Source organism: Paenibacillus sp. FSL P4-0081 (genome assembly GCF_000758565.1).
GTDB lineage: Bacteria > Bacillota > Bacilli > Paenibacillales > Paenibacillaceae > Paenibacillus_AQ > Paenibacillus_AQ phytohabitans.
Genome location: NZ_CP009280.1, coordinates 5,440,128 through 5,466,830, shown reverse-complemented (window position 1 = coordinate 5,466,830; position 26,703 = coordinate 5,440,128). Strand labels below are relative to the sequence as shown.

23 protein-coding genes and 1 pseudogene are annotated in these 26,703 nt (G+C 42.2%); 20 read left to right on the top strand and 4 right to left on the bottom strand.

The genetic code is table 11. The annotated features are described in order from the left end of the window. The first annotated feature begins 34 nt into the window (after nt 1-34). From dxs to P40081_RS23460, 18 genes and pseudogenes are all read left to right on the top strand, one after another. Nucleotides 35-1,948 (top strand): 1-deoxy-D-xylulose-5-phosphate synthase, encoded by a 1,914-nt coding sequence (dxs, locus tag P40081_RS23540; protein WP_042138729.1) that lies wholly within the window; start codon nt 35-37, stop codon nt 1,946-1,948. Between the two features lie 41 nt (nt 1,949-1,989). After that, nucleotides 1,990-2,889 (top strand): TlyA family RNA methyltransferase, encoded by a 900-nt coding sequence (locus tag P40081_RS23535; RefSeq protein ID WP_042138728.1) that lies wholly within the window; start codon nt 1,990-1,992, stop codon nt 2,887-2,889. A gap of 220 nt (nt 2,890-3,109) precedes the next feature. Next, nucleotides 3,110-3,580, top strand: a complete 471-nt coding sequence (locus P40081_RS23530; protein WP_052421957.1) for a hypothetical protein — start codon at nt 3,110-3,112, stop codon at nt 3,578-3,580. A gap of 28 nt (nt 3,581-3,608) precedes the next feature. Beyond that, on the top strand, nt 3,609-4,058 hold the full coding sequence (gene ahrC, locus P40081_RS23525; protein ID WP_039300423.1) for a transcriptional regulator AhrC/ArgR: 450 nt from the start codon (nt 3,609-3,611) through the stop codon (nt 4,056-4,058). Between the two features lie 56 nt (nt 4,059-4,114). Next, on the top strand, nt 4,115-5,842 hold the full coding sequence (gene recN, locus P40081_RS23520) for a DNA repair protein RecN (protein WP_042138727.1): 1,728 nt from the start codon (nt 4,115-4,117) through the stop codon (nt 5,840-5,842). A gap of 114 nt (nt 5,843-5,956) precedes the next feature. After that, a complete protein-coding gene (gene spoIVB, locus P40081_RS23515; protein ID WP_042138726.1) occupies nt 5,957-7,090 on the top strand; it encodes a SpoIVB peptidase in 1,134 nt (377 codons plus the stop codon). A gap of 171 nt (nt 7,091-7,261) precedes the next feature. Further along, nucleotides 7,262-8,080, top strand: coding sequence for a sporulation transcription factor Spo0A (spo0A, locus tag P40081_RS23510; protein WP_042138725.1), 819 nt, complete (start codon nt 7,262-7,264; stop codon nt 8,078-8,080). A 182-nt stretch (nt 8,081-8,262) separates the two neighbouring features. Next, nucleotides 8,263-9,237, top strand: coding sequence for a tyrosine-type recombinase/integrase (locus tag P40081_RS23505; protein ID WP_042138724.1), 975 nt, complete (start codon nt 8,263-8,265; stop codon nt 9,235-9,237). A gap of 396 nt (nt 9,238-9,633) precedes the next feature. After that, nucleotides 9,634-9,987 (top strand): hypothetical protein, encoded by a 354-nt coding sequence (locus P40081_RS23500; RefSeq protein ID WP_042138723.1) that lies wholly within the window; start codon nt 9,634-9,636, stop codon nt 9,985-9,987. Continuing rightward, nucleotides 9,984-10,223, top strand: coding sequence for a hypothetical protein (locus tag P40081_RS23495; RefSeq protein ID WP_042138722.1), 240 nt, complete (start codon nt 9,984-9,986; stop codon nt 10,221-10,223). Before P40081_RS23500 ends, P40081_RS23495 begins: the two co-directional genes overlap by 4 nt. A 190-nt stretch (nt 10,224-10,413) precedes the next feature. After that, complete coding sequence (locus P40081_RS23490) at nt 10,414-10,617, top strand: helix-turn-helix transcriptional regulator (RefSeq protein ID WP_042138721.1); 204 nt, start codon at nt 10,414-10,416, stop codon at nt 10,615-10,617. Continuing rightward, nucleotides 10,614-11,525, top strand: coding sequence for a hypothetical protein (locus tag P40081_RS23485; RefSeq protein ID WP_052421956.1), 912 nt, complete (start codon nt 10,614-10,616; stop codon nt 11,523-11,525). The genes P40081_RS23490 and P40081_RS23485 overlap by 4 nt, the downstream gene beginning before the upstream one ends. Before the next feature lie 639 nt (nt 11,526-12,164). Then, nucleotides 12,165-12,413 (top strand): hypothetical protein, encoded by a 249-nt coding sequence (locus P40081_RS23475; RefSeq protein ID WP_042138719.1) that lies wholly within the window; start codon nt 12,165-12,167, stop codon nt 12,411-12,413. Between the two features lie 1,298 nt (nt 12,414-13,711). Then, nucleotides 13,712-13,954 (top strand): hypothetical protein, encoded by a 243-nt coding sequence (locus P40081_RS38645; protein WP_156118673.1) that lies wholly within the window; start codon nt 13,712-13,714, stop codon nt 13,952-13,954. Between the two features lie 456 nt (nt 13,955-14,410). Next, nucleotides 14,411-16,792 (top strand): N-6 DNA methylase, encoded by a 2,382-nt coding sequence (locus P40081_RS23470; protein WP_081970070.1) that lies wholly within the window; start codon nt 14,411-14,413, stop codon nt 16,790-16,792. Nucleotides 16,793-16,795: 3 nt separating this feature from the next. Further along, nucleotides 16,796-19,912, top strand: a complete 3,117-nt coding sequence (locus P40081_RS23465; protein ID WP_081970069.1) for a type I restriction endonuclease subunit R — start codon at nt 16,796-16,798, stop codon at nt 19,910-19,912. A 431-nt stretch (nt 19,913-20,343) separates the two neighbouring features. Then, nucleotides 20,344-20,475, top strand: a pseudogene (locus P40081_RS37715) (sporulation initiation factor Spo0A C-terminal domain-containing protein); the annotation flags it as partial. 204 nt (nt 20,476-20,679) lie between these two features. Next, entirely contained in the window at nt 20,680-21,120 is a 441-nt protein-coding gene (locus tag P40081_RS23460; protein WP_042138718.1) for a copper amine oxidase N-terminal domain-containing protein, read from the top strand. Nucleotides 21,121-21,186: 66 nt separating this feature from the next. On the opposite strand, the gene P40081_RS23455 is transcribed toward P40081_RS23460, so the two are convergent. Continuing rightward, nucleotides 21,187-21,558 (bottom strand): hypothetical protein, encoded by a 372-nt coding sequence (locus P40081_RS23455; protein ID WP_042138717.1) that lies wholly within the window; start codon nt 21,556-21,558, stop codon nt 21,187-21,189. A gap of 268 nt (nt 21,559-21,826) precedes the next feature. Here P40081_RS23455 and P40081_RS23450 point away from each other — a divergent pair, with 268 nt between their 5' ends. Further along, nucleotides 21,827-22,486 (top strand): helix-turn-helix domain-containing protein, encoded by a 660-nt coding sequence (locus tag P40081_RS23450; protein WP_039300411.1) that lies wholly within the window; start codon nt 21,827-21,829, stop codon nt 22,484-22,486. Between the two features lie 119 nt (nt 22,487-22,605). After that, nucleotides 22,606-22,914, top strand: a complete 309-nt coding sequence (locus P40081_RS23445) for a hypothetical protein (protein WP_039300408.1) — start codon at nt 22,606-22,608, stop codon at nt 22,912-22,914. A 107-nt stretch (nt 22,915-23,021) separates the two neighbouring features. Here the strand turns inward: P40081_RS23445 and P40081_RS23440 are convergent, their stop codons facing one another. From P40081_RS23440 to P40081_RS23430, 3 genes are all read right to left on the bottom strand, one after another. Next, a complete protein-coding gene (locus P40081_RS23440; RefSeq protein ID WP_442950230.1) occupies nt 23,022-25,589 on the bottom strand; it encodes a bifunctional 2',3'-cyclic-nucleotide 2'-phosphodiesterase/3'-nucleotidase in 2,568 nt (855 codons plus the stop codon). Between the two features lie 251 nt (nt 25,590-25,840). Then, a complete protein-coding gene (gene sda / locus P40081_RS23435; RefSeq protein ID WP_039300400.1) occupies nt 25,841-26,020 on the bottom strand; it encodes a sporulation histidine kinase inhibitor Sda in 180 nt (59 codons plus the stop codon). 263 nt (nt 26,021-26,283) lie between these two features. Beyond that, nucleotides 26,284-26,622, bottom strand: coding sequence for a LytTR family DNA-binding domain-containing protein (locus P40081_RS23430; RefSeq protein ID WP_042138715.1), 339 nt, complete (start codon nt 26,620-26,622; stop codon nt 26,284-26,286). Nucleotides 26,623-26,703: the final 81 nt, after the last annotated feature.

Here is a 26,703-nt window from a genome sequence, read left to right as displayed (position 1 = left end):
TATTTTACAACATCTAGGAAAGCGGGGAATACTCGTGCTGCTTCCACAAATAAATGATCCTCAGCAACTTAAATCTTTGTCAGTCGAGGAGCTGGCAGCCCTTGCGGAAGAAATCCGCCGGTTTTTAATTGACAAACTTACAGTAACCGGAGGGCATCTCGGATCCAACCTGGGGGTAGTGGAGCTCACGCTGGCCCTGCATTACTGCTATGACAGTCCCCGGGACAAGATGATATATGACGTCGGTCATCAGGCGTATGTACACAAGATACTGACTGGCCGCCAGGACCGGTTTGATACACTGCGCAAGCAGGGCGGCTTATGCGGCTTTGTGAAGCGTTCGGAGAGCGAGCATGATGTCTGGGAAGCCGGACACAGCAGTACCTCTTTGTCTGCCGCAATGGGTATGGCTATGGCCCGGGATTTGAAGGGCGAGGACAATAGGGTCATCGCTGTGATCGGCGACGGTGCGCTTACCGGGGGGATGGCCTTTGAGGCGCTGAACCATATTGGACATGAACGCCGCAAACTGATGGTTATCCTCAATGACAATGAGATGTCTATTGCACCGAATGTAGGAGCCATGCATAATTATTTGAGCAAAATCCGCTCGGACCGCCATTATCTGCGTGCGAAGGATGAAGTGGAAGGCCTGCTCAAGAAAATCCCGGCGATTGGCGGGCGGCTGGCCAAGACGGCGCAGAATGTGAAGGACGGCCTGAAGAACATGCTCGTTCCCGGTGTTCTATTCGAAGAGCTCGGATTCACGTATCTGGGACCCGTGGATGGTCATGATCTGGAGAAAATGATCGACACCTTCCATCAGGCAGATAATGTGTCTGGTCCTGTGCTGGTACATGTGCTGACGACGAAGGGCAAAGGCTACAAGCCGGCCGAAACGGACTTCTATAAATCACATGCGATCTCACCCTACAAAATTGAATCCGGCCAGTCCCTTAAGGCTGTGAAGGCTGTCAGCCATCCGATGTATACCGAAGTATTCGGAGAGACGCTAATTGAGCTGGGCCGGCAGGATTCAAGACTGATTGCGGTCACACCGGCAATGCCGGGCGGCTCGGGCCTGTTCCCGTTCGCCAAGGAATTCCCGGACCGGATGATCGATGTCGGTATCGCTGAGCAGCATGCAGCCACGCTGTGCGCCGCTCTGGCCATGGAGGGGATGAAGCCGGTCTATGCCGTCTACTCCACTTTTATGCAGCGTGCCTATGACCAGATTGTCCATGATATCTGCAGACATAACGCCAATGTAATGTTTGCCATCGACCGTGCCGGTTTTGTCGGAGCGGACGGGGAGACCCATCAAGGGGTATATGATATAGCGTTCATGCGGCACATCCCGAATATAGTGCTTATGATGCCTAAGGATGAGAATGAGCTGCGCCACATGATGAAGACGGCACTGGAATACAATGACGGACCAATCGCTTACCGTTATCCGCGGATTGAGGGCACCGGGGCGGCTGTAGATGCCGAACTGCGTTGTCTGCCTATCGGCTCCTGGGAGCGTCTGCGTCCGGGGGATGATTACGCAGTGCTGGCCTGCGGCCCGATGGTTCAGTTAGCCGAGGAGGCAGCTGAGCTGCTTAAGCGTGAAGGCATTCAGGTTAGCGTAGTGAACGCCCGGTTCCTGAAGCCGCTGGATAATACCATGCTGCTTGAACTGGCTCATGCCGGAACCAGCATGGTTGTGCTTGAAGAAGCCAGCCAGGCAGGCAGTCTTGGCAGTGCTGTGCTCGAATTCTATGCGGAACATGAGATTTATGATGCACGAGTCCACTTGATGGGCGTGCCGGATATCTTCGTTGAGCATGGTTCGATCAAGGAGCAGCGCCAGGAAACCGGCCTCACCGTTGAAGCCTTGTGTACGCGGATCAAGGCGATGAAGGCGCTAAGCACTTATACTTACAAGTCGACTTCCAATTCCTGAGTACAGGGTGGAAGCCGGACCCAAGTGACCAGGAGATGAACATGGAACACCCTAAAGAACGTATAGATGTACTGTTAGTAGAGCAAGGCTTCTACGACAGCCGTGAGAAGGCCAAGGCAGCAATCATGGCGGGTCTTGTGCTGGCGAATGAAGAACGGATTGAGAAGCCGGGAATGAAGGTGCTGCGCAGCTCTGTCTTAAGAGTCAAAGGAGCTGTGCATCCCTACGTCAGCCGGGGCGGCCTGAAGCTGGAGAAGGCACTGCGGCAGTTCGGCATTGACCTGAACGGGAGGAATATGCTGGATATCGGCTCCTCTACAGGAGGCTTCACCGATTGTGCGCTCCAGAACGGGGCAGCACATGTGTATGCTATTGATGTCGGCCATAACCAGCTGGACTGGAGTCTGCGCAACGACGAGCGGGTAACCGTTATGGAGCAGACCAACTTCCGCTACATGACCCCGCCTGACCTGAAGGGGCCGGTACCTGACTTTGCCAGTATTGATGTGTCCTTTATTTCACTGAAGATTATTCTGCCGCCGCTGATGGCGCTCCTGAACCGCCCGGCCGATATCGCTGCGCTGATCAAGCCGCAGTTCGAGGCTGGACGGGAAAAGGTGGGCAAATCCGGTGTAGTCCGCGAATCCGCCGTTCACAAAGAGGTGCTTGTTAATGTGCTGTCTATGGCGGCCGGGCTGGGCTATAAGCTGGAAGGGCTGACCTTCTCTCCAATTACGGGAGGGGAAGGCAATATTGAATTCCTGGCTCACTGGAAGCTGCTGCCTGAAGCAGTAGATAACTCTCCGGATGAACAGCACGAACAGCAGCTTTTCCCGGCTGAAGCACAGCCGAATCCTTTCGCCGCGCTTGCCGAATCCGTAATCAAGGAAGCGAATGCAACCTTTAGCGCTACGAACAATGGAAACTCATCTAAACGATGAGTTTCTTTTGCTGCAAAAATAAAGAATTAAATCATCTGCCGTTTTCTGCCTGCAATATACATGCTTCAAGCGGTGTTATACGTTATAATTAATGAACTTAAGCAGGCAACGCTTCATCTGCAGACAGCTTTAACTTTTTGCTGCCGGATCAGGCTCTGTTGTTTCCCTCAAGCAGGATTTCGCCTGCCTTCACGCGAATAGATTCACCGAGGTGATGGGAGTGGCGAGCTCTGACAAGGCCGTTGTAGCACTCATTGGACTGGCAGCGGCAATCTTTATCGTTTACCGGATCTACATCTGGCTCCAAGGTTCCCCAAGATCGTTCATGAAGGACCGGGTGCCGATCAATACCATTATTCAGCCTCATCCGTCCATCGGATTATTAGAGGATGCCGGTTACGAGGTCATTGGTGGCAAGCTGAAGATTCCTTTGTCCTTTCAAGTGAACGGGGCACCGATGTACAGCAGGCTGTTCATTGATTATGTGGCCAGCAAAGATGAGGAGCATTTCTATCTGGTTATTCTGTCCCGGCCGCGCAAAGGGCTTGAGTTCACCGGCAGCGGACTTCGCGACACTCTGCTTCCTTATCTGCTAATTTATCCGGATTGCAGCGGTGTGCTGTACGTGGATACGGTGAATTCAGCAATTCATGTGATTAAGTTAGGCAAAGACGATGGTGAATCCAATTGAGATCAACTTATAAATACGGGAGGCAACAATGAAGGGACACAGGCACATCAAAATAAGAGAAATTATTACGCAGAGGGAGATCGAGACCCAGGATGATCTGGTGGAGGCTCTGCGTGAATCCGGATTTCAGGTTACCCAGGCTACAGTATCCCGTGATATCAAGGAACTGCTGCTGATTAAGGTGCCGATGGATGACGGGCGCTACAAATACTCCCTGCCGACTGACCAGCGCTATAATCCGACCCAGAAGCTCAAGCGGGTGCTGGTGGATAATTTTGTGCAGATCGATTTCTCCGCCAACCTTGTGGTTATGAAATGTCTTCCGGGAACAGCCAATTCTGTGGCTGCACTGATTGATAATATTGACTGGCCGCAAATTATGGGCACCATCTCGGGCGATGACACTATTCTGATTATCTGCCGCCAGCCTGAGGACAGCAAAGGCGTTATTGCACAAATTATGGGCTACATCTCGTAACTTCATCACCCTTTTACACTTAAATAAGCGATCATCTTTTCGGAGGTGCTGTATTCGTGTTAGACACGTTATCAATCCGCAATCTGGCCGTCGTTGAGGCGGTGGATGTGCATTTTTATCCCGGCTTTCATGTTCTTACAGGGGAGACGGGGGCAGGGAAATCGATTATTATCGATGCGCTTGCACTCATTGCCGGGGGCCGCGGTTCTGCGGACTCTATCCGGTATGGGTGTGAAAAGGCAGAAATGGAAGCGCTTTTCAGCTTGCCGGGAACCCATCCGGTCTGGGATACGCTGGAACGGCTTGGCATTGGAGCAGAACGCGAAGAGCATCTGGTGATCCGCCGGGAGATTACCTCTCAAGGCAAAAGCACTTCACGGGTGAACGGCCAGATGGTCAATCTCAGCATGCTGCGGGAAATCGGTGAACAGCTGGTGAATATCCACGGGCAGCATGAGCATCAGAACCTGCTGAAGGCTGAACGTCATCTGGGGCTGCTGGATACTTACGGCGAAGCTGTGATTGGCCCGCTCAAAGCTGACTACCAGGAGAAATATACGGCCTTCGCCAAAGTGGAAAAAGAACTCCGGGAACTTCAGGAATCCAGTCAAAAAGCGTATCAAATGCTTGATTTGTACCGTTTTCAGCTGGAGGAAATTTCTGCTGCAGGATTAAAACCGGGAGAAGATGAATTACTTAACGAAGAAAGGGTCAAACTATCCCACAGTGAGAAAATGATGGATTCAGTATCCGGCGCATACGAGCTGCTGTATGACAGGCAAGGGCTGGAATCCATCGGGAGTGTCATCTCCAAGCTGGAGGATGCGATCCGTTATGACGAGAAGGGCCTGAGGGCTGTGTTCGAGCAGCTGCAGTCGTCGTATTACCAGCTGGAGGATGCGGCTTTCCAGTTGCGTGACTACCGCGAAGAGATCGAGTTCAATCCGGCGAGGCTGGAGGAAATTGAGAACCGTCTGGATCTGATCACAGGGCTGCGGCGCAAATACGGGGATAGTGTAGAGCAGATTCTGGCGTATTATGAGCAGATTCACCGGGAGACCGATCTTCTGGAGAATAAGGACGAATACATTGAGAAATTGACGGCCAAACGCGATGGCCTGCTCGGCACTTTAATGAAAGCCGCCGGAGCGCTCAGCACGGCACGCCGCCAGTGTGCCACGGATCTCGCTTCCCAAGTGGAAGGTGAGCTGAAGGATCTGCAGATGGAGCGGACTTCGCTTCAGGTCAAAATGGATACGCTCGAAGACCCGCGCGGTATTGAGTATCAGGACCGGCGTTACCGTCTGACCCGGCAGGGGATCGACAGCGCAGAGTTCATGATCTCCCCGAACCCGGGCGAGCCGCTGCGGCCGCTGGGCAAAATCGCCTCCGGCGGTGAGCTGTCCCGCATCATGCTGGCGATGAAGAGCATTTTTGCCCGGCATGACGCCATTCCTGTCCTGATCTTCGATGAAGTGGATACCGGTGTCAGCGGGCGCGCGGCACAATCCATTGCGGATAAATTATACAAGCTGTCCTCCACCTGTCAGGTGTTCTCAATTACTCACTTGCCGCAGGTGGCCTGTATGGCGGATCATCAATATCTGATTGTCAAAAAAGTCGAAGACGGACGCACGATGACCGAAGTGGACTCCCTCTCGGCGGAAGGCCGGGTGCTGGAGCTGGCCCGTATGCTGGGTGGTGTGGAAATTACCGAAAAAACATTGCATCACGCACAGGAAATGCTCGGTTTGGCTGAGGCCAGCAAAGCTGCTGCTGGGTAAGCGGGACAATGATTGACAGTAATAAAAGCCTGGGGGCAAGGTTATCTTATAGGTACGCAATTGGCGACCACCTTTTTCGTCAAGCGAAAGAAGCAAAAGGGAGCGTGACAGCCATTGAAGCCGAACCTCAGGAAGTTAATGCCCGGCCTTTTATTTGCCTTCTTTCTCAGCTTATCAGGCATAACGGGACCTCAACAGAGTTTTGCAGCACCGCTGGAACATCAGCCGCATAAAGCGGTTCAGGGGAATGACAACGAGCTTAGAGTCATCCCGGGAGGTCAGACGATTGGCGTGAAAGTGAAGTCAGCAGGGGTTCTGGTTGTGGGCCATCATCTGATTGAAGTATCGGAGCAGTCCAAGATTTCACCCGGCGAGAACAGCGGACTGATGCCTGGTGATCTGATGACCTCCATTAATGGGGTCAAGCTGGACGAGGTATCGAAGGTAGCAAAGCTTGTGGAACGTGCCGGCAAAAGCAATGATTCCTTAAGTATTGTGTACAAACGCAGCGGCAAAGAGCACAAAGCTCAGCTAAAACCCGCGTATGACCGCAATGACAAGGTATGGAGACTGGGGCTCTACATTCGCGATTCCGCGGCAGGTGTGGGTACCCTGACTTTCTATGCTCCAAAACAAGGCGTATACGGTGCTCTGGGGCATGTCATTACCGACATGAACACCGGCACGCCGATTGTTGTCGGCAGCGGCCATATCGTGCAGTCCAGTGTAACCTCCATTTCCAAAAGCCAGGATGGCGATCCTGGGGAGAAACGGGCTCATTTTCTGAAGGAAAGCCAGGTTCTCGGTAATGTGGAGAGCAATACGGATTTCGGAATTTTCGGCAAAATGACCCGCAATCCGGAGCACAGCCTGTACCAGGAACCGATACCCGTTGCAATGAGCGCTGAAGTGAAGGAAGGCCCGGCACAGATTCTTACAGTAGTCGATGGTCAGCAGGTGGAGCGTTTCAATGTGGAGATCATTCATGTGGCCCGCCAGCAGACTCCGGCGACCAAAGGCATGGTCCTGCGCATCACCGATTCCCGTCTGATTGATAAGACCGGCGGGATTGTTCAGGGGATGAGCGGCAGCCCGATTGTCCAGAATGGCCGGCTGATCGGTGCAGTTACCCACGTATTCGTCAATGATCCCAAGTCGGGTTACGGCTGCTTCATCGAATGGATGCTTCGTGACTCCGGTGTGGTGCAACAAGAGAATTTGCTTCCCTACAATCTTAAGGCGGTTTAGCCTTAAGATTTTTTTGTCGAAGGCCAGCGAGAAACATCGAATCGTGAAACAAAATATTTAATTATAAATCAACGCCGAAAAAAAATAAAGAAAAATAATTTTCGACAGAAGGATATTCAATCTTCATGTCGAAAACTTAAGGGAGAGAAGATAATAAGGAGGAAGCAGCCAGTGCAGAATATTGAAGTGTTGTTGGCCGATGATAACAGGGAGTTCACTAACTTGCTTGCCGAGTACATTACCGAACAGGAAGATATGACCGTGACAGGCATTGCCTATAATGGTGAAGAAGTGCTTCAAATGCTGAGCGGAGCACGCAAAGTTCCCGATGTCCTTATTCTTGATATCATCATGCCGCATCTGGACGGCCTTGGCGTTCTGGAACGCCTGCGCGATATGGATCTGAACCCGCAGCCGAAGATCATCATGCTGACCGCTTTCGGCCAGGAGAACATCACCCAAAGAGCTGTTCAGCTAGGAGCATCTTATTATATTTTGAAGCCGTTCGATATGGAGGTTCTGGCGAACCGCGTGCGTCAGCTTGTGGGCGCCCAAGGCAGCATGAGCACTTCTGCCAGCATGTCCGGCTATTCGAGTTCCAGATCTTCCAGTAATGTGGTACCTTTGTCCAAAGGAAAGAATCTGGATGCCAATATTACATCGATCATTCATGAAATCGGCGTACCTGCGCATATTAAAGGTTATCAGTACCTGCGTGAAGCCATCACCATGGTCTACAACAATATCGAGATTCTGGGTGCCATCACCAAGACGCTCTACCCTGCCATTGCCGAGAAATTCAAGACAACGCCTTCACGCGTGGAGCGCGCCATCCGCCATGCGATCGAAGTCGCCTGGACCCGCGGCAACATCGACAGCATCAGCCATCTGTTCGGCTATACGATTAATATCTCCAAATCCAAGCCAACTAACTCGGAATTTATTGCCATGGTAGCCGACAAGCTGCGCATTGAGCATAAGGTTTCTTGAAAGGGTAAGGATCAGGATACGTGAAGGGTTTAACGGGGATTGGAAACAGCATCCAGCCAGAACAATTATGGCTACTAATATCCCCAAAAGCTGTTTCCATACCAACTAACTTCTAAATGAAAAATCAACTGATACCACTTATTTATTGGTTCCCAAAAACCATTAGAGGAGTGGTGTTTTTTATGACTAATTTCGATTTCCAATTGGACAATTTCATGCTTTATTGTTCCTCCAAGAATCTGTCCCGTAAAACCTTAGCAAGCTATGAGCAATCATTAAAACTGTTCGGGAAATTTCTACAAGACCAGTTTCAGATTGAAGATGTCAAAAAGGTTCAATCAGGTCATATTCGACAATACATTAAGTATTTAAGGGAACGGGGGAAATATTCAGTAGTCACTGATCCGAGTTCCAAAAATAACAATCATCCAGAACAACGAACTGACTATAAAAAAGATATCTCTACCACAACGATAGCCAACTATGTGCGGAATATTAAAGTGTTCTTTAATTACTTGTATAAAGTGGAGCGGGAAGTGCCGAAGAATCCGGTGGAAAACATTGAAAACCCAAAGGTAGAGAGGAAAATAAAGAAGACTCTTGCGCCAGAAGAATTAAAAAAGGTGCTTGGTCAATTTGATAAATCTGCTTTTCATGGATACCGAAATTATGTGATCACAAGGCTTTTGCTCGATACAGGAATGAGAATAAGTGAGTGTTTGCATCTGCAACCGAAATCCTTTGACTTTAAGCATAAAAGTATTCTTATCAAGAATCCCAAGAATGGTCAGGAACGATATGTTTATTTTTCGTTTAAATCAGCCAATGAGATTAAAAGCTGGATGCGATACAAAGACCGTTATTCGGATAGCCCCTTTTTGTTTCCCACCACCAGAGGGACACAATTAGAACTCAGAAATTATGAGCGAGCACTTAAGGAAGCAGGAGAAAAAGTAGGGATTTCTATTCATCCGCACCAACTAAGAAACAACTTTGCTAAGTACTACATTCTCAATAATGGCGACTGGTTCAGCTTGTGTAGAATTTTAGGTCATTCTTCTGTTGAGGTAACACAAAAGGCATATCTTGATTTTACGGATGAAGAAATCGGTAAGAAGTATCAGAAGCACAGCCCACTAGCGAATATGGAGCTTTGAGTGACCGCTGAATGTGTTTTCTAATTCATTCAGAGTCGGTTGTTTACCTTAATACAGCCTTTATGAGGGCTGCAATGAGCATTATATTTTTAGAGCCATTCCTACTACTGGGATGGCTTTTTTGGTTTGTATGGGGCTCATACACGCTCTGTATAGTATGTGTTATGAAGTTCTTCTATAAGAAAAAGTATTTGGAAGTTTCTCATTGCTTTTTACCACGTTTATCATCATTTCTGTATGTATTTACATAGCGCATTATTTATGCACCTACAGGAAGTATTAGATATAAGGGAAGTTCCTCCTTCTCCTCAGAAGATTTTGTTTATTACGGTATGGCTGGTTCACCATACCGTAATGTACTTTTGAAAATTCATTATTAAGAAAGGAAGATTTAAGATGATAACTCAATACGAAATTAAGCAAACGTACGATGTGGAAGGACTGTTGTTTTATTTAGCTAAGAGGGCATTTCATATTAACGCTCCTAGGCATTATTTTGTTGATTTGACTTCATTATCTACTATTTTTAATGTGCCAGAGAAAACACTAAAACAAGTAATAGATTGGAATATGCCTTTGAAAAATCAGTACGGTGTTGCCATAAGTGAAGATAATAAAAGAACATTAATGTTGAGATTGGACGCGATTAATATTTTACTTTCTGCTTTAAACGTAGGACTAGATAAATCGAAGGAAATCAAAATTCTGCTTCAAAATATTAAAAAAAATCTAGAGGAGTTAAAAAAATGAATAATGAGAATCCAAAAAATGAAGAGCACATTGTAGAGAATTTAAGAATTGATGATACAGGTAAGAAAAAGATTTTGACGTTATCGCTAGATGATTACACTTATTTTTACCTAAAATTCATGTCTGCTATGGAAAGCTTGCCAATAAACGCCATACTTACAGTGATGGTTGAAGAAGATATGCAAAAGAATAAGGACATAGTTGGTATTTATAATCAAATTAAATTTCTTAAATGATCTACTTTTGGAGATTATTCTGAAAATACCGTAAGAAAATCAACTTTTGCTATCCCCCGCTTCTGGGGGATTTTTTAGGTGAAGAAAAGTGAAAGCGAATTTGTAAATATATATTAATCAGTCATAACAAGGCGTTATTTTGCACGATTATGGAAGATTGTAATTAAGACAATTGAAAGGAGAGAAATGCATGGGGAAGTTAGTTAAAGCAAAGGATATATGCCAGCGGTTTAGCATCTCAAAACGAACGCTTTACCGCTGGAAAAATGAAGGATTACCTTCCATACAGTTATCCTATAACATGGTCAGATATGATATTGCGGCGGTTACAGAATGGTTTATGAATAGAAATTTGATAAGAAATAATATATTAGAGGAAGCGGGAAATATATGAATACCGGAATCATAGAACTGGATGGGGAACAATTTCTCATAGCGAAAGCAGACAAATACGAAGTAGTAAGTATAGCACAAAAGGAAGGCTATAAAAGAAAGCTTGAGCTTGAAGCATATAAGATTAATGCAAAAGGTAAGAACTTTGTAACTTGCTATAATGAATCAGTGAAAGAAATAGCAACTAAGTTAGAATTGCATGAATTAGGTGCAGTTATCAAACTACTGCCGTACATGTTTTTTAAAAGGGACGGGTTGCTTTCTAGGGGTGGAGAAACAATGAAAATGGAGCAGATAGCAACTGTAATTGGAAGAAGTATTCCACAAACAAAAAAAATAATGAAACGTCTTATAAGCGTTGGCATTATTATTAGGGGCGGCTCGAATAAAAAGCCCACTTATAGTATTAGCAAGGAGTACCATACCATGGGAGAAGTAATTGATGGAAGACTGTTCACTAAGTTATATCAAGTGGAAACACGCACAGGGTTAAAGGAAGTTACATTACACGAAGCGGGGATGCTATATAGAATCCTTCCTTGGTTTCATTATCAGAACTATTACCTTTGCTCCAACCCCGACGAAAATGATCCAGAGGTCATACATCATCTTTCACATCAGGAATTAGCAAAATTAATCAGAGTAGATGAAAAGACTGCTTATACTCACATGAGAAAATTGATTTATAGAGGATTCATCATCCAAATTAAGGGTATGGGTGGTGCAGTAAACTATAGAGTTAACCCTGATATTATGTCCAAAGAAAGGTCAGGAATATTAACGACAGAAACAGAAAGCGTGAAAGGAATGTTCCGAGAATTAGCAAGAACATTCGAACGAGAAAAACAGTTAAATGAATTAGGTTTGCATAGATCAGATCAAGACAATCGGGAGGATATAATACTATAAACAGCTATTCATCGGGAGGATATGATACTATAGAAAATACTGAAAAACTCAATGATATCAAGGCATTCAGCGGTTTTCAATGAAATTCTATTCTTTATCTTATTATCCACTATATATAATTTACAAAAAAAGTTCATCTCCAGTATCAAGCTTTCATAGCGTAGAAGCTGAATCACCCATAGGGGGATTTAAAGATATAACTGTACAATGAGTTATCCAATAAAAGTTTACTCCCTCCCTTAATAATAGTTATTTACTGCAACCGGGAGGGAGTTCTATACAAGTTAATATCTGCCGTAGTCAGTGATAAGAATATTATTGAATATCATTCGTGCCTTCGCAAAACTCCATAAAGCTAAGGTGAGAGCGTCTGAAGCGGCTGATTTTGGAGTATCAACCAACAATGAATCTGAATTATTTCTTGCCTTATACGTATATAACAACTGCTTGGCAAGGCAAGAGCCGATATTCATCGGCAGTGTTAATATTTTGATTTTATTTATTGATAGCGAACAGTTAAGTTAAAGTGAATTATCATTGCTGACATAGGAAGATTTAAGAATCAACAGCAAAGAGCCGGGTTGAAAAGTATTTCTAATCCGGCGATATTAAACAAAAACTAATCAAAGGAGAACAAAAATGTCAATTGAAATATATAAGGTTGCCTATGGCGTAAGTCGTGATTTCTCTGTTCAAATAATGAGTCATAAAGAAATTGATTCACTGGTATCTGAATCATTGAATAGTAAATCTATATCGTTCAATGAACCAAATCCTAAACCGATTGCTAAACCATGTGAGCCATTTGCTCACATGAAATCGACTGACCTCTCCCCTAAAGATAAGTCGATAAAAGAGCCATTTGCTCACCTGAAAACTAATCATTAATGAGCTAAATCTTGACTCCATATAGTATTTTTAATCCTAGGAATGAGTTGTGTAATAATTTATTCGTTCGGATCATTTGTAGTAATGCTTTATTCTGATAAAGGAATAATATAGTGCATCGGTACGTTAAACTACGGATTTCCTTTCAGATTATTGTATTTCTGGATATTATGAATATATGTGTGAGTATAGTTAAATCATATTAAAAACAAGAGTATATTCAGATTTAGTATATCAGTAGATTGACCCTCTATAGTGAATATATTTGCCCTTAGGAAATATTCTAAGGGCTATTAATTTGTTATTTGATTTTAAACTGATTCTCTCTTTAGAAGCTAAGCAAGATGAACAAAACTTATATTATAATTATAATATATTCCAAAAATGGTAATTTAAATTTATTCGTGTTATTATATATTCCTAACTATGAAACTGCAAAGGGGAACCAAAATGAATCAAAAGAGATGAAAGAGTAAGCTTTATACGGATGATCATACACCAAAACATACTACGAAAAAAAACATGGTTTACTTAAACAAGATATAAAGGAAGCTAAACTAATGTAATGTTCGATGTATTAATTTCAGTCACATGAAGAATAAAGCTTGAAATAAAAATACCCTGTCAATTTAGATCATTTTTTTGCTACTCCTCAACTTTCGTAGCAAGAACTCGCCAACAAATCAGCGAGAAACTATCTGTCGTGATTGGATCTTCGCTCTACCCAGCTATATCAAGGATTTGTCGATTTCCTTACTGCAAAAGATGAGTGTTTATGGCGATTATGGGAGAATCCATAATGCTGCTGATTTAAGAATTTCATATTGTTGTATCATATTTTGGCTGATGATATTATTAATGAACAAAACCAATCTATACTCTAAAGAAAGAGTCCTTGTCGCGAACGACTAAGACTTTCTAGATCAAGAAACGCTGTGGATTGCCACGGCTCATAAGAATTACAACAAACCTAATTCAAGCGAAGCCCCCCGTAGGCGGTCAACCTATTTAACGGTGGGTTTTCACATTTTAAACTACGAATTTCGTTCATCTTCACTGTATTATATTGACCCTACGTAAGCCTTATACAGAGGGGATATTACTTTCTTGGATTGATAGGATGTATAATATACAAACGTGTCTCAATCAAGCGCGTAGAAGCTAAGAAAACCACCTAAAGGAAAAGGCGGGGGAGAATATGACTACCACAACGATACGCAAATGGGAAACAGCTTGGCTATTCGATTTCCGCAAAAAACAGCTGTACAATTAACTTAGATGATGGTACCGAAGTAGAATTGATTGTTAGACAAAACAACAAAGTCGTTATTCGAAATACACTTCCGGCAGCTGCTGATAACCAAGAAGCTTTACGTAGACACTTTTTGGAGCTGCGAGCAAGAAGTATTCCAGGCATGGTCAATCATGAAGAAATATTTGCTGATGCAGAAGGAATGAAGTGGTATAGGGTCAATGATAAATTGAATAAGAAAAAAATTCATCAACTTTTGAGGGTTGGACGAATTTCTTTCCTTTTATAGAATTGTCAAACAAGGTCTAGTACTGCTCAAACATTAATAAAGCATTTATTGAGGTGAAATATTATAATACTAATCAAATATACTAATATGAAATGAAGACAGGATAATGACTAAAATTCCTATTATATATACTTTGGTCCCAACATTCGAATTGTACACATAAAATTTCCTTAATCATCTTGGTATTAATACATTGACAAAAAATAGATAGGATACTCTATTGGAATGAAGTGAAATGGCATTGCATGTCGAAAAAAGGGATTTTAAGTAGGTTTGTGGAATAAGACTAAATGACTAATGCATAAGATAGAAGTTACACAACGGAGGGAAAAGAGCAGCTATAACAAATAGTATAGAAGTGATATTTAAGGAATTGAAAACTATGTAATCTTTGTTTTTCTTCTTTTTACCTATGAATAAAGCCGAGAAAAAGTAAATGAAAGAAGGTTAGTCAATATGTTAGATATTTATTCAAGTAAGCAAACCACTGTAAACATCTCAGAAAAATCGAACATGATTTGGAACAATGCAAACCATTTAGTGGGTTTATATAAACCACATGAATATGGTAAAGTTATTCTTCCAATGACTGTTATCAAACGCTTTCACGATACACTGTTACCAACTAGAGAAAAGGTTCTTGTAACCTATGAGAAAGTTAAAAATTTCGAAGTAAAGGATGGTTTCTTGGAAGCTGCCTCTGGGCTGAGTTTTTATAATACAAGTCCGTTTACATTTGAATCCCTCTTAGCCGACTCTTCTCATATTGAAGATAATTTTCGTTCATACATAAATGGTTTTTCAGACAATGTTCAAGATGTTCTTGCGCACTTTGATTTTGAGAAAGAGATTTCCAAACTTGCAAATAATAATATCTTATTTTATATAATTCAAGAGTTTAACAAAAAATCAAGTTACCTTGGTGCAGACATTATCACAGCCGTTGATATGGGGTATATTTTTGAGGATTTAATAAAAACTTTTTCAGAGACTTATAATGAGGAAGCAGGAGCACATTTTACAAGTCGTGACATCATCTACTTAATGACTGATCTTTTAATATGTGATGAAAAAGATGCTTTAGTTGAAAATGGTGTTGTTAAAACTGTATATGACCAAACAATGGGGACTTCACAGATGCTAGGCTGTATGGAAGAACGTCTTCGTGCATTAGATTCAGATGCTGAAATTCGTTGCTTTGGACAAGAGTTTAACCCTGAAACATATGCTATTGCGAAGGCAGACATGATTATCAAGGGTGGTAATGCTGATAATATGAAATTTGGAGACACACTGTCTGATGACAAGTTTCCGGGGTATACCTTTGACTATTGTATCTCAAATCCACCTTTTGGTATTGACTGGAGACGTGAAGAAACAGCCGTAAAAGCAGAAAATAAGCTTGGTGATAAAGGTAGATTCGGTGCAGGGTTACCAAAGATATCGGACGGTCAAATGTTGTTTATGCTTAATGGCATAAGCAAGTTAAAAGATACGGGTAAGATGGCAATTATTCAAAATGGGGCTTCGCTTTATGGAGATGCTGAATCTGGTCCAAGTGAGATTAAACGGTATGTAATTGAAAATGATTGGTTAGATTCAATTGTACGTTTAAACAATAACCAATTTTATAACACTCCAATAATCACTTATATATGGATAATAAATAAAAAAAAGCCATTGCATAGACAAGGGAAAGTACAACTTATTGATGCTAAAGAATGTTTTGAGAAAAGAAGAAAAGCTATCGGTGAAAAGAAAAATGATATAACAAATGAATGTAGAGAAATGATTGTAAATGCATATGGTGAATTTTTAAACAAAGAATATTCTCAAAATGGCAAGAATGTAGAGTCAATTATTATTGATAATGTTGATTTTGCCTATAATAAAGTCATTGTAAATGTTTTTGATGAGAAGATGGATAATTCGTCTAACAAGAAAAAACCTAGAATTAGAGAAACTTTTTCAGTGAATATTCCAATAACTAATGATATCGATACATATTTTGAAAAGTACATTTTATCATTTAATCCGAACTCAAAGATTGATAGAAGTAAGACGAAAACTGGATATGAAATACCATTCTCGAAATATTTTTATAAATATGAATCTCCGGCTGATACGGAACTCCTAAGGGGGAAAATATCACTTACTGAACATGAGCTTAAAGAAAGCTTAACCCAACTTTTTTCCGAAACGACTCTTAAACCTATAAGAGAACTTAAAGAAAGTGATATTAGTTGGATCGGTAAAATTCCATATTCATGGGGAATAAAACCGCATAGAAACGTTATGGAAAAAAAGAAAGAAGTATGTGAAGAGTATAATGGTGAAGATATTCTATCTCTTACAATGAATGGGGTTATTGTAAGGGATTTAGAAAATCCTTCCGGTAAGATGCCTGCAACTTTTGATGGATATCAGAAAGTAGATGCTGGGAATTTACTTATGTGTTTATTTGATATTGATGTAACACCAAGATGCATTGGACTTATAAGGAATGAAGGTTTAACAAGTCCTGCGTATAGTCAGTTCGTGCTTAAAGATGGTAACAATGCGGAATATTACAACTATTTGTTAAGAATGATTGACGATAAAAAGTGTTTTTTGCATCTCTCAAAAAATCTAAGAAGCTCATTAACTGAAACAGATTTTGGTGCAATTCAGACTATTCAACCCGATATAATTGAGCAAGAAAAAATTTCTGCATTTTTGGATGAAAAGCTAAACAAAATTAATGAAGTGATCGAAAAGAATAAGCAGCTTATTGCTGAGTTGGAAGAATATAAGAAGTCATTAATATATGAGAGTGTAACGGGTAAAAAGGAGGTATAGTAAATGCAGGACAATGAAAAACGCTTTGAACAGGATATAGAAAGCTTTTTTCTTTCTCCGATGGGCGGTTATATCAAAAGCGATCAAAAAACATATAATCGTGATAAAGCTATTGATATGGTCAAGCTTGTTTCTTTTCTTTCCACATCACAGCCTATAGAGTGGGATCGCCAAGTTAAACGTGATGGAGAGGATGCTCAGGTACGAATATATCGATGTTTACAAACCAATATTGATAGTCACGGTCTAATTTATGTTTTAAGACATGGAATCATTGACCGTGGAATCAAGTTTAAACTTGCATTCTTTAGACCAGAAACGAGCCTTAATGCTGATGTTGTAAAGTTGTATAACCTTAATAATCTAACGTGTACTCGACAGTTTAAGTATTCAACACAAAATGAAAACTCTATAGACATGGTTTTATCTCTGAATGGTATCCCTGTTGTTGCTTTAGAGCTTAAAAATCAACTTAAAGGACAATCGGTTGACAATGCTAAACGTCAGTTTATGTACGATAGGAACAATAAAGAATTTATTTTTGGTTTTAATAATAGACTACTTGTATATTTTGCTGTTGACCTTTATGAAGTAGCAATGACAACACAATTAAATGGCAAAGATACTTTCTTTCTGCCGTTTAATCAAGGCTCTAAAGGTGCAGGCGAAGTTGGTGGTGCAGGGAACCCCGCTTTCGATGGAGAGGGCTATATTACCTCTTATTTATGGGAAAAGGTTTTGCAAAAAGATACCTTACTTGACATTATACAAAGATATATACATCTAGATATCTCAGAATCAACTGAAAAAGTAAACGGCAAGCGTAAAATAAAGACAAGTAAAAAAATTATCTTTCCTCGTTATCATCAACTTGATGTTGTTACAAAGCTTTTATCTGATGTTAAAGCAAATGGTAGCGGGAAAAATTATTTAATTCAGCATTCCGCCGGTTCTGGAAAAAGTAACTCTATCGCATGGCTTGCATATCGCTTATCAACTCTACATGATAAGGACAATAAAAGTGTGTTTACTTCGGTTATTGTTGTAACAGACCGCCGAGTGCTTGATCATCAACTTCAAAACACCATTTCAGGTTTTGATCATATTGAAGGCTTAGTTGAAACCATTGATGAGAAGAAAACCTCAAAAGACTTGCGCGATGCTGTTAATGATGGCAAGAAAATTATAATAACAACTCTTCAAAAGTTTCCTGTTATCTATGATGAAATAGATGATAATAAAGGCAGGAAGTTTGCAATAATCGTTGATGAGGCTCATTCGTCTCAAACTGGTAACAGTGCCAAAAAATTAAAGGCAGCATTAGCAGATGTTGAAGAAGCGTTAAAAGAGTATGCTGAGATTGAGAACAAAGCTGAAATCGATGTGGAAGATGCAGAGGATAATCTTATAAAGGAGCTTATCACTCATGGACGACACAAGAATTTATCGTTTTTTGCATTTACTGCAACTCCTAAGGAGAAAACACTTGAAATGTTCGGTGAAAAGCAACATGATGGGACTTTTCGTGCTTTTCATATTTACAGCATGCAACAAGCTATTGAAGAAGAATTTATTCTTGATGTACTAAAAAACTATATGACATACAAAACTTGTTTTAAAATTGCTAAAAATACTCCAGATAATCCAGAGGTACCAACCACAAAGGCGGTAAAGGCAGTTCGCCGATATCAGGAGTTGCATCCACATAATCTTCAACAAAAGACAGCGGTTATGATAGAGCAATTTAGAGAAATAACAAAAAATAAAATTAGTGGAAATGCAAAGGCTATGGTGGTCACAGCATCTCGCCTTCATGCTGTACGATATTATCACGAGTTTAAGCGTTATATCGAAAAGAATAAGTATAATGATATAGATATTCTAATCGCCTTTTCAGGCGTAATAAATGACCTCGATAGATATGGAGAAACCGTAGCCTATACAGAAGAAGGAATGAATAAACGTATAGACAAATCTACCATAAAAGAAAAACAGTTGCCCGAAGAGTTTCATCACGACTATAATTGTCTAATTGTTGCTGAAAAGTACCAGACAGGGTTTGATGAACCATTATTACATACAATGTTTGTTGACAAAAAACTTGATGGAGTTAAAGCTGTTCAAACACTCTCAAGGTTAAATCGCACGTGCCGTGGTAAAGAAGATACCTTTATTTTGGATTTTGTAAATTCCACAGAGGATATGAAAAAATCTTTTTCTCGCTTTTATGAGGCTACCTTCCTAAATGAAGAAATAAATATCAATTTAATTTATCAGGCACAGAACGTATTACGTAAATTCAAGCTATATAACGATGTTGACATAGAAAAATTCATTAAGATTTATTATAAGAATGGACAACAGACAGACAAAGACCTTGGCAAAATGACAGCTCTATTAAAGCCCGTTGTAGAAAGATACAATGATCTTGATGTTGAGAAGCGTTATGAATACCGCATGACTATTAGAAATTTTAATAAGTGGTATTCTTACATCGCACAAATCATAAGGATGTTTGACAAGAGCCTTCAAAGGGAATTTGCATTTACCTCATATCTAGCAAAGATACTACCAAAAGAAGATGACAAGAAGGTTGATTTAGAAGATAAGCTACGTTTAGAGTTTTATAAACTTGAAGAAACTTTCAAAGGAGATATTTCTCTTAATCCGACAAAAGATGAGCAAACACTTGTGAATCCGAATAGCTTTGTTCCTGAATCAATTATCATAACCGATGATGAACTTTTAGAAAACATCATTAATAGGATAAATGAGCGATTTAATGGTATGTTTACAGAAGGCGATAAAGTTATCGTAGAAACTATTTATAATAGAATTGTAAAAGATAACAAGAAGCTTAGAACCTATGCAAAAAATAATGACGCAGAAGTATTTGAACGAAGTATCTTCCCTGAAATTTTTAAAAAGATTACTCAGGAGTGTTACATGGAATCTATGTCTTCATTCTCAAAGCTATTTGAAGATAAGAAATTTTATAATTCAGTAATGGAAGAAATCGCAAGAGAATCTTATAAGGATTTAAGAAGTCAAACTGTTTATTCTGAGAGTAAAATAGACCAAAATTCTAAGGTTGCTGAGGATAGAGAAAAAATATATTAATTTTTTCCTTTCTTAAAGGCGTTCCAGATGTTGGTATATATTTACACTTAGATTTCATGTGAAGTGTTATAAAGGGGTTGGTAGTTTCTTAGTTCATTGATAAACCATTTAACATTCAAAACCCTGAGAGTGAATGAGCACTTTGTGAAATTATGTATAATTTATATCTTAAGCTGCGTCAGCCAATTTAGGCGAGGACATTGGAAATAGCGTTGAATATCCCCCTCCCCCTACAATAATTGTCCAGTAACATCAACTATTAGTGAAAGAGGCATAATTGACTTTATTGTCCAAATGGGTTATTTTGGTCGTAGGCATTAATGCCCGTAAATAATTCAACCGGAACCCAATAAATAAATGGTTTTCAGCTGAATTTTCATTTTAGAAGAGTTCCTATAACTCCTGCGTGAAACCTTGTAACCCTTGCGGCTCTAGGTGGCAACATCGACAGCATCTCCCACCTGTTCGGCTATACCATTAATATCTCCAAATCTAAGCCGACTAACTCGGAATTTATTGCCATGGTAGCCGACAAGCTGCGGATTGAGCATAAGGTGTCTTGAAGGGGTAAGGATCAGGATACGTGAAAGGGTTAACGGGGAACCGATGAGTCAATCAGTTTCTGCAGAGAATATGTACAAAACACTCCTTCATGGGTATGCAAATCCCTTGAGGGAGTTTTTTTGGAGCAATGATATAAAATAAAATGATGGATATGGAAAATAAAGGTGTAATTATATAGTATTCTTAAATTAAAGGAGACTATTATGAAAACATTAAGATTATTCATGTGTATAACAGTTCTTTCAATGGTATTTGGTGTAACAAGTACATTTGCTTCAAGAGAACATCCGGGCATTTATATTAATAATGATAAATTAGATATTTATGCTAATGTATCATCTCTGGGCACGACACTGGTCCCTATGCGGCCGATCTTTGAGAAATATGGAATGAGCATTGAATGGGATAATGTTACGAAAACAGTAACTGCAACGAAAGAGGGGACGGTCATTAAATTAACACATAATTCTCATGATGGAGTTATTAATGGAGAAAAGGTTGCTTTAACTCAGGTTCCGACCTTAGAACCGAGCAACAATATATTTTACGTTAATCTGAGGTTTGTCTCTGAAGCATTAGGGGCAGGGGTTCAATGGAATAAAACAAACGATGATGCCTCAATCTACATTAGCTTTCCTGAATAATCGTTTAAATTAAAAAAAAGGTGATCCCCAACCCAACCGGTCCGGAATCACCTTTTGTCTGTTTTTTTAGTGGATCGACTGGTTAGACAAGCCGTTCAGGTAAGCATCTGCTTCTTCATAGGTCGGGTAGTGAACAGCGAATTTACCGAACAAGCGCTTCATTTGCATTTTCCATACCGGGGAATCTGCAACGTAGACCCAGCCGCCGACACCTGCGGCAATTGCCAGGTCGCCCGTCGGAGCAAGCAAAGCTGCTACTTCCGGAGACAGTACAGTCGGGGATCCCGTTACATCGGTTACGCCGGTGAATCCCGGTTTCAGTTTCTTCAGAGCATTCTCGAAATCAGCTATGTATGCAGGCACGTCACCTTCGGTGAGGCCATAGGCTCTAACAATCACCTGATTTTTTGCTACATTTACTTCCATGGTGTAAGACATGATAATTCCCCCAGTAGTGATTTTGATTTTACATTAGTCTTTATCGGATAATAATGCGGGGTATTTGAGAGAATAAGGAAATCAAAACAGATCAGTTCACAGTTATGGGAATTACCTCCATTTAGAGCGGATTTAGCCTTAGGTTTAGCTGCTCTGAGTGCTAATAATGGAGTTTTTATTGATTCTGCCTAAAGAATTTACACAAACAATTGTTATAATGAAACACAAATTGTTATCTTGTGTTATGATATAGGTAGAGGTGGCTCCTATGAACGATTTCGATAACTATCCCGATGAGCTGGGGAATTTCATCCGGCACTTCCGCAAAGCTCGAGGTTTGACCTTACGAGGGCTTGAAGAGAAGAGCGGCATCAGCTATTCACAGCTTAGCAAGATTGAACGGGGAGAGAGTATTCCGCTTAAAGATAACCTGGACAAGATCATTGAGGCGCTCGGGGGGGATCTTAAGAACCGGATGTATCATTTGGCGGACTACATGCCTGACATTGAATACATTAAGACTCTCAAGCAGGGCTACAAGCTGCCGCAGCATAATCAGTCCCAGGATTACATCTATGAAACGGCGTTTAACAAGCTGAAGGAGTTCCGGGCTAAGGAAGACAAAGAAACGTCATATGTTTCGTTTGATTCTGACGAAGTTATCGTTTATGAAACGGAATATGGGGCAGGAATGGTAATAGAGAAGATCGAGAAATATAACCTGACCGATGTCCTGAACGATAAATTCGAGGGAAGTCTGGACAGCCTCCGCAAACAGCCCCGCAAAGGGCGTCAGGCCTATTTGTTCGGAGAATGGCTGCGCGAATGCATCTATGAGCTGAAGGAAGAAGAGCAGGACCAGGTTATCCAGTCATTGAAGGAATTCACCCAGTTCAAAGTTCAGCAGATCAAGGGCGTGTATAAGTGAAGAAGGGCTTAGCTCAGCTTGTTGTCAAAAATGAATAATGTTGCCCTTTCTTGCAGCCATCTATTCATCTTGATCCATAAACAACTACAAATGGTTAGACAGAAAAGGGGATACGAATCATGAGAATCAATATGAAGTTTACCAGCAAAGGTAAAGCTGCAATCGAGAATTTCAATAACGATGAGCTGTTGGAGATCTTTGCAAGATACATCAAAACACTTACTAAGAAATACGATATTGAAGTGGATGTGCCTCTTGAAGTGAATCAGAATATCGTAGGCGACGGTACGATCATTGCCCTGGCGCAGAATGTGAAATGCGATGTGGATACGTTCTTCAAAGAGCTGGGCCGCGATATCAAGGTTCCGCTGAAGAAGAGACTCGGCGGCAAGCTGGAAAATGTCTTCAAAACAGAATTCATCGAGTAGATCCTTGCGTACCAACATAAAAACCATCCCCGCACGTATGTGGAGGATGGCTTTTTTGCGTCTGTGTATGCTGGTCAGGATAGCCTTTCAGCCCTCGCAGCTGAGGGTTACTCTACAGAAGCAGACAGCAGGCTGGAGATTACTTTGGCGGCTTCAGCGCGGGTGGCAGTAGCCTTAGGGGCGAAGCTGCCGTCTGTGCGTCCGGCGATAATCTTCTTATCGACAGCAACGGCTACAGCGGATGCTGCCCAAGCGCTGATGGAAGCCGAATCGCTGAAGCTGACTGCTGTGGAGGCAGTCAATATTTTACCGGCACGAAGATCCAGCCCCTGCTTCACCATAACCGCCATCTGTTCACGGGTGATGGAAGCATTAGGTGCGAAGGTGTCGGCGGTTACACCGCTAACCAGCTTGTTCTCATGAGCTGCTGCAACAGCACCTGCATACCAGGCGGATGCGGGTACATCTTTGAAGACTGGAGATACATTGACTTGCAGCTTCAAAGCTTTGGTCAGCAAGCTGGCGAATTCGGCGCGGGTTACCAGACCGTTCGGATCAAAAGTATCGGCTGTTTTGCCGGAAATGATCTTATCTGCTGTGAGGCTATTGATGTAACCAGCCGCCCAGTGTGACACGGGAACATCCTTGAATACTGCAACGGCAGGCTGTTCCGTAACCGGATCAGCAGCGGGCACAGGTGGCGTTACGGCCTTGCTCACGTCCAGTGTGAAGACACCAAAGCCCTTCTCATCTACTTGACCTGTATAGGCAATGTTGTCCGTTGTTTTGGCATAGGCCTCTGCTTTGGGAGATGAGGTGAAGGTGACCTTCACATTCCCGGAGATTGGTGCAATCGACCAGTTGTTATCGGCGGACGGATTAATGGTTTTGCTGGCCGTGATATAATCCATCAGGATCTGGCGGTTCTCATCCGGTGAGTCGATGATGTATTTGCTGCCTTTGACACCAGGGAAGTTACCGCCGCCGCTTGCGCGGTAGTTATTGGTTGCCATGATGAAATCCTGATTCGGATCAATCGCTTTGCCGTTATACTGCAGATTGATAATCCGGCTGGAGGAGGCGTCATTCACGGTACCATCCGGTTTGTACTTGGCTGGTTTGGTAACATCGACCTGATAAGTTACACCATCAATTACGTCGAAGTTATAGACGGCGAAGGAGGAATTAAGCAGCTCCTGTGCTTCTGTTGCCGACGGGTTGATCTGATTGAATTTGCCCGCAGACATTTCCAGCCATTCCTTGACCACAGAACCCTTCACGAGAATCGCCTTCAGCGTATTGTCGTACAGGTACAGGTCGCCTGCGCTCTTAATGGCCAGTGGTCCCTGAGCAATATCAGTATATTCTTCCGGGCCGTTACGTCCGGCCTTAAATGGTGCACCGACGGACAGAACCGGGATACCTGCATATTGCGGAAGATTAGCTTTAATGTAATTCTCTACATACTGCTTCTGCGCAGTGGTAACGATCTGTACGGATGGATCATCCTGAACCAGTCCGAAGTAGCTGTAGATCGGTGCGGTCGTTGTGCCAATTGGACTGTTCGCATAGGCAATCGTTGCTTCATGATCGGCCTGCACGGCATTCACAATGGCCTGATCCACGTCTTCCGTAGATTTTTTGGCAACGGCATCATAGATTGCCTTGGTGGAGGATTGCGATGAAGCGACTTTCCACTTGCCATCTGTTTTTTCCAGAGTCAGATCGATGAGGCCCAGATTACTGCCGCCGTAGCCGGCCTGTACTGCAGGGACACCGTTGATGGTTCCTTTGGCATTGTCGACACCAGGCAATACTTTGCCGGATGCATCCTTGAAGAGGACATCCAGCGACTTCTCATCTGCTGCAGGGAATACTTTATGCGTATGAGAGAAGGTAATCGCATCAATACCGGCAACCTTACTCAGCGGGAAAATAGCATCCTCTGCCTTCACGTAAGCTTCGGCACTGCCGTTAAACCCGGAATGGGTCATGGCGATAATCAGATCTGCACCGGCTGCGCGCATCTGTGGAATGAATTTCTCAGCTGTAGCTACGATATCCTTTGTAATGACTTTGCCTTCCAGATTGCTCTTGTCCCATTCGGTAATCTGCGGAGTGACAAGGCCGAGCACACCAATCTTCAGCGTCTGCATATTGCCGGCTTCATCCTTATAGGATTTGGTAATGATCTGATAAGGGCTGTATTTGTTAACATCGTTGTCCGGATTGCTGTCTTTGTCATCTACATATACATTGGCGTTAATATAAGGGAAATTGGCGCCTTTGATCGCCTGATCCAGGTAATCCAGACCATAGTTGAATTCATGATTGCCGAAGGTGGCTACATCGTACCCCATCAGGTTCATTGCTTTGTACACAGGATGAATCTCGGTGCCCTTTATCGGGTTCACCAGCGCTTTGTATGTGCCAAGAGGTGTCCCCTGGATCAGGTCTCCGTTGTCTACCAGCAGCGTATTGCCAATCTCTTGGCGGGCTGCTTTCACTAGATTAGCTGTGCGGGCCAGTCCGACGGTCAGAGACGTAGCGCTCTTATAATAGTCATACGGGAGTAGGTTGGTGTGGATGTCTGTAGTCTCCATGATGCGCAGCTTCATTGTGGAGTCAGCCGGCGCAGCTGCCGCGAACATTCCACTGAATGGCAATACAGTCATAGAAATTACGAGTGAAGATAGAACAGTTTTGTGCAATAAGTGCTGGAAATTATGCCTCATGCAATCTTTCATCCCTTCTATTGTCAAGTTAGGTAACAAACACAAAGAATATTATATAGGAAAGATATTGAAATTGAAATTAAAAACTAAAATTTAATTATCTTAAAATGACAAAAAAGTATATTGCCCGGCAGGCCGGGTCAATATACCAATAAGCAGGATGGCTTTATAGGAGGGCTTGAAAATAGGGATTAGGCATCATAATGATCTGAGCCTAACAGATTTCGGCCAGAGAGGACATTTCTGATGATTTCGATAAAATCAGCTGAAGCTTTAGCTTCCAGCGCCAATTCATAGATGTTAATTAATTGTTCGTCAGACAATAGCTCAAGTGATGAGGGGCGCGGAGAAGGATGAAAATAATATTCCATTAGATTCCTCCATCTGTAGTTGAGAGTGCTAGCAAATAAGTGAATTGTTTTAAATCATTACGAATCTATCAAAATGGTACCATTTGGAAGCTAATCCGTCTGCTGTCATTCGCCCTCTGAATTCTTCTTTACAAAAGATGGGTAATATGGGATAATGATTGGCTTTGGTTCGGGGTCTTCATATCTACCTTTCTGGCTTGCAATATAAATAATCCCGGAACCTGTAAGGTTCCGGGATTATTATTCTGAATCACGAGCGCTAACTAGGACTCAGAGACATTAGATTGGCGAGCATTCAAATACTTCTTGATCCGGGATTCGTTGGACTCCGAAACATGAGCGAATTGTTCTCCTTGATTAAATAGAACGACCTTACGTTCTATATCATAGTTTTCTATATTGCTGAGACTGACTACATTACTACGGTCCAGACGTTCGAATCCGTTATCCTTGTATGCAGACAACAGATCGGAAAGGGTGGTGGGGAGAACGAATTCGCCTTCTTTCGTATGGACGAATATTGTATTCTTATAGTTAGAGAAATACAATATTTCTTCTTCCTGAATATCCCGGGAAGAGCCGTCGTTTAGTAGAACACGCATGTTGTCCCCATCCTTGTTCGATTACTTACGTAATTCTTGTGGAGCTTCTGGACTGTGGAATCCTAGCTTCATAACAGCTGC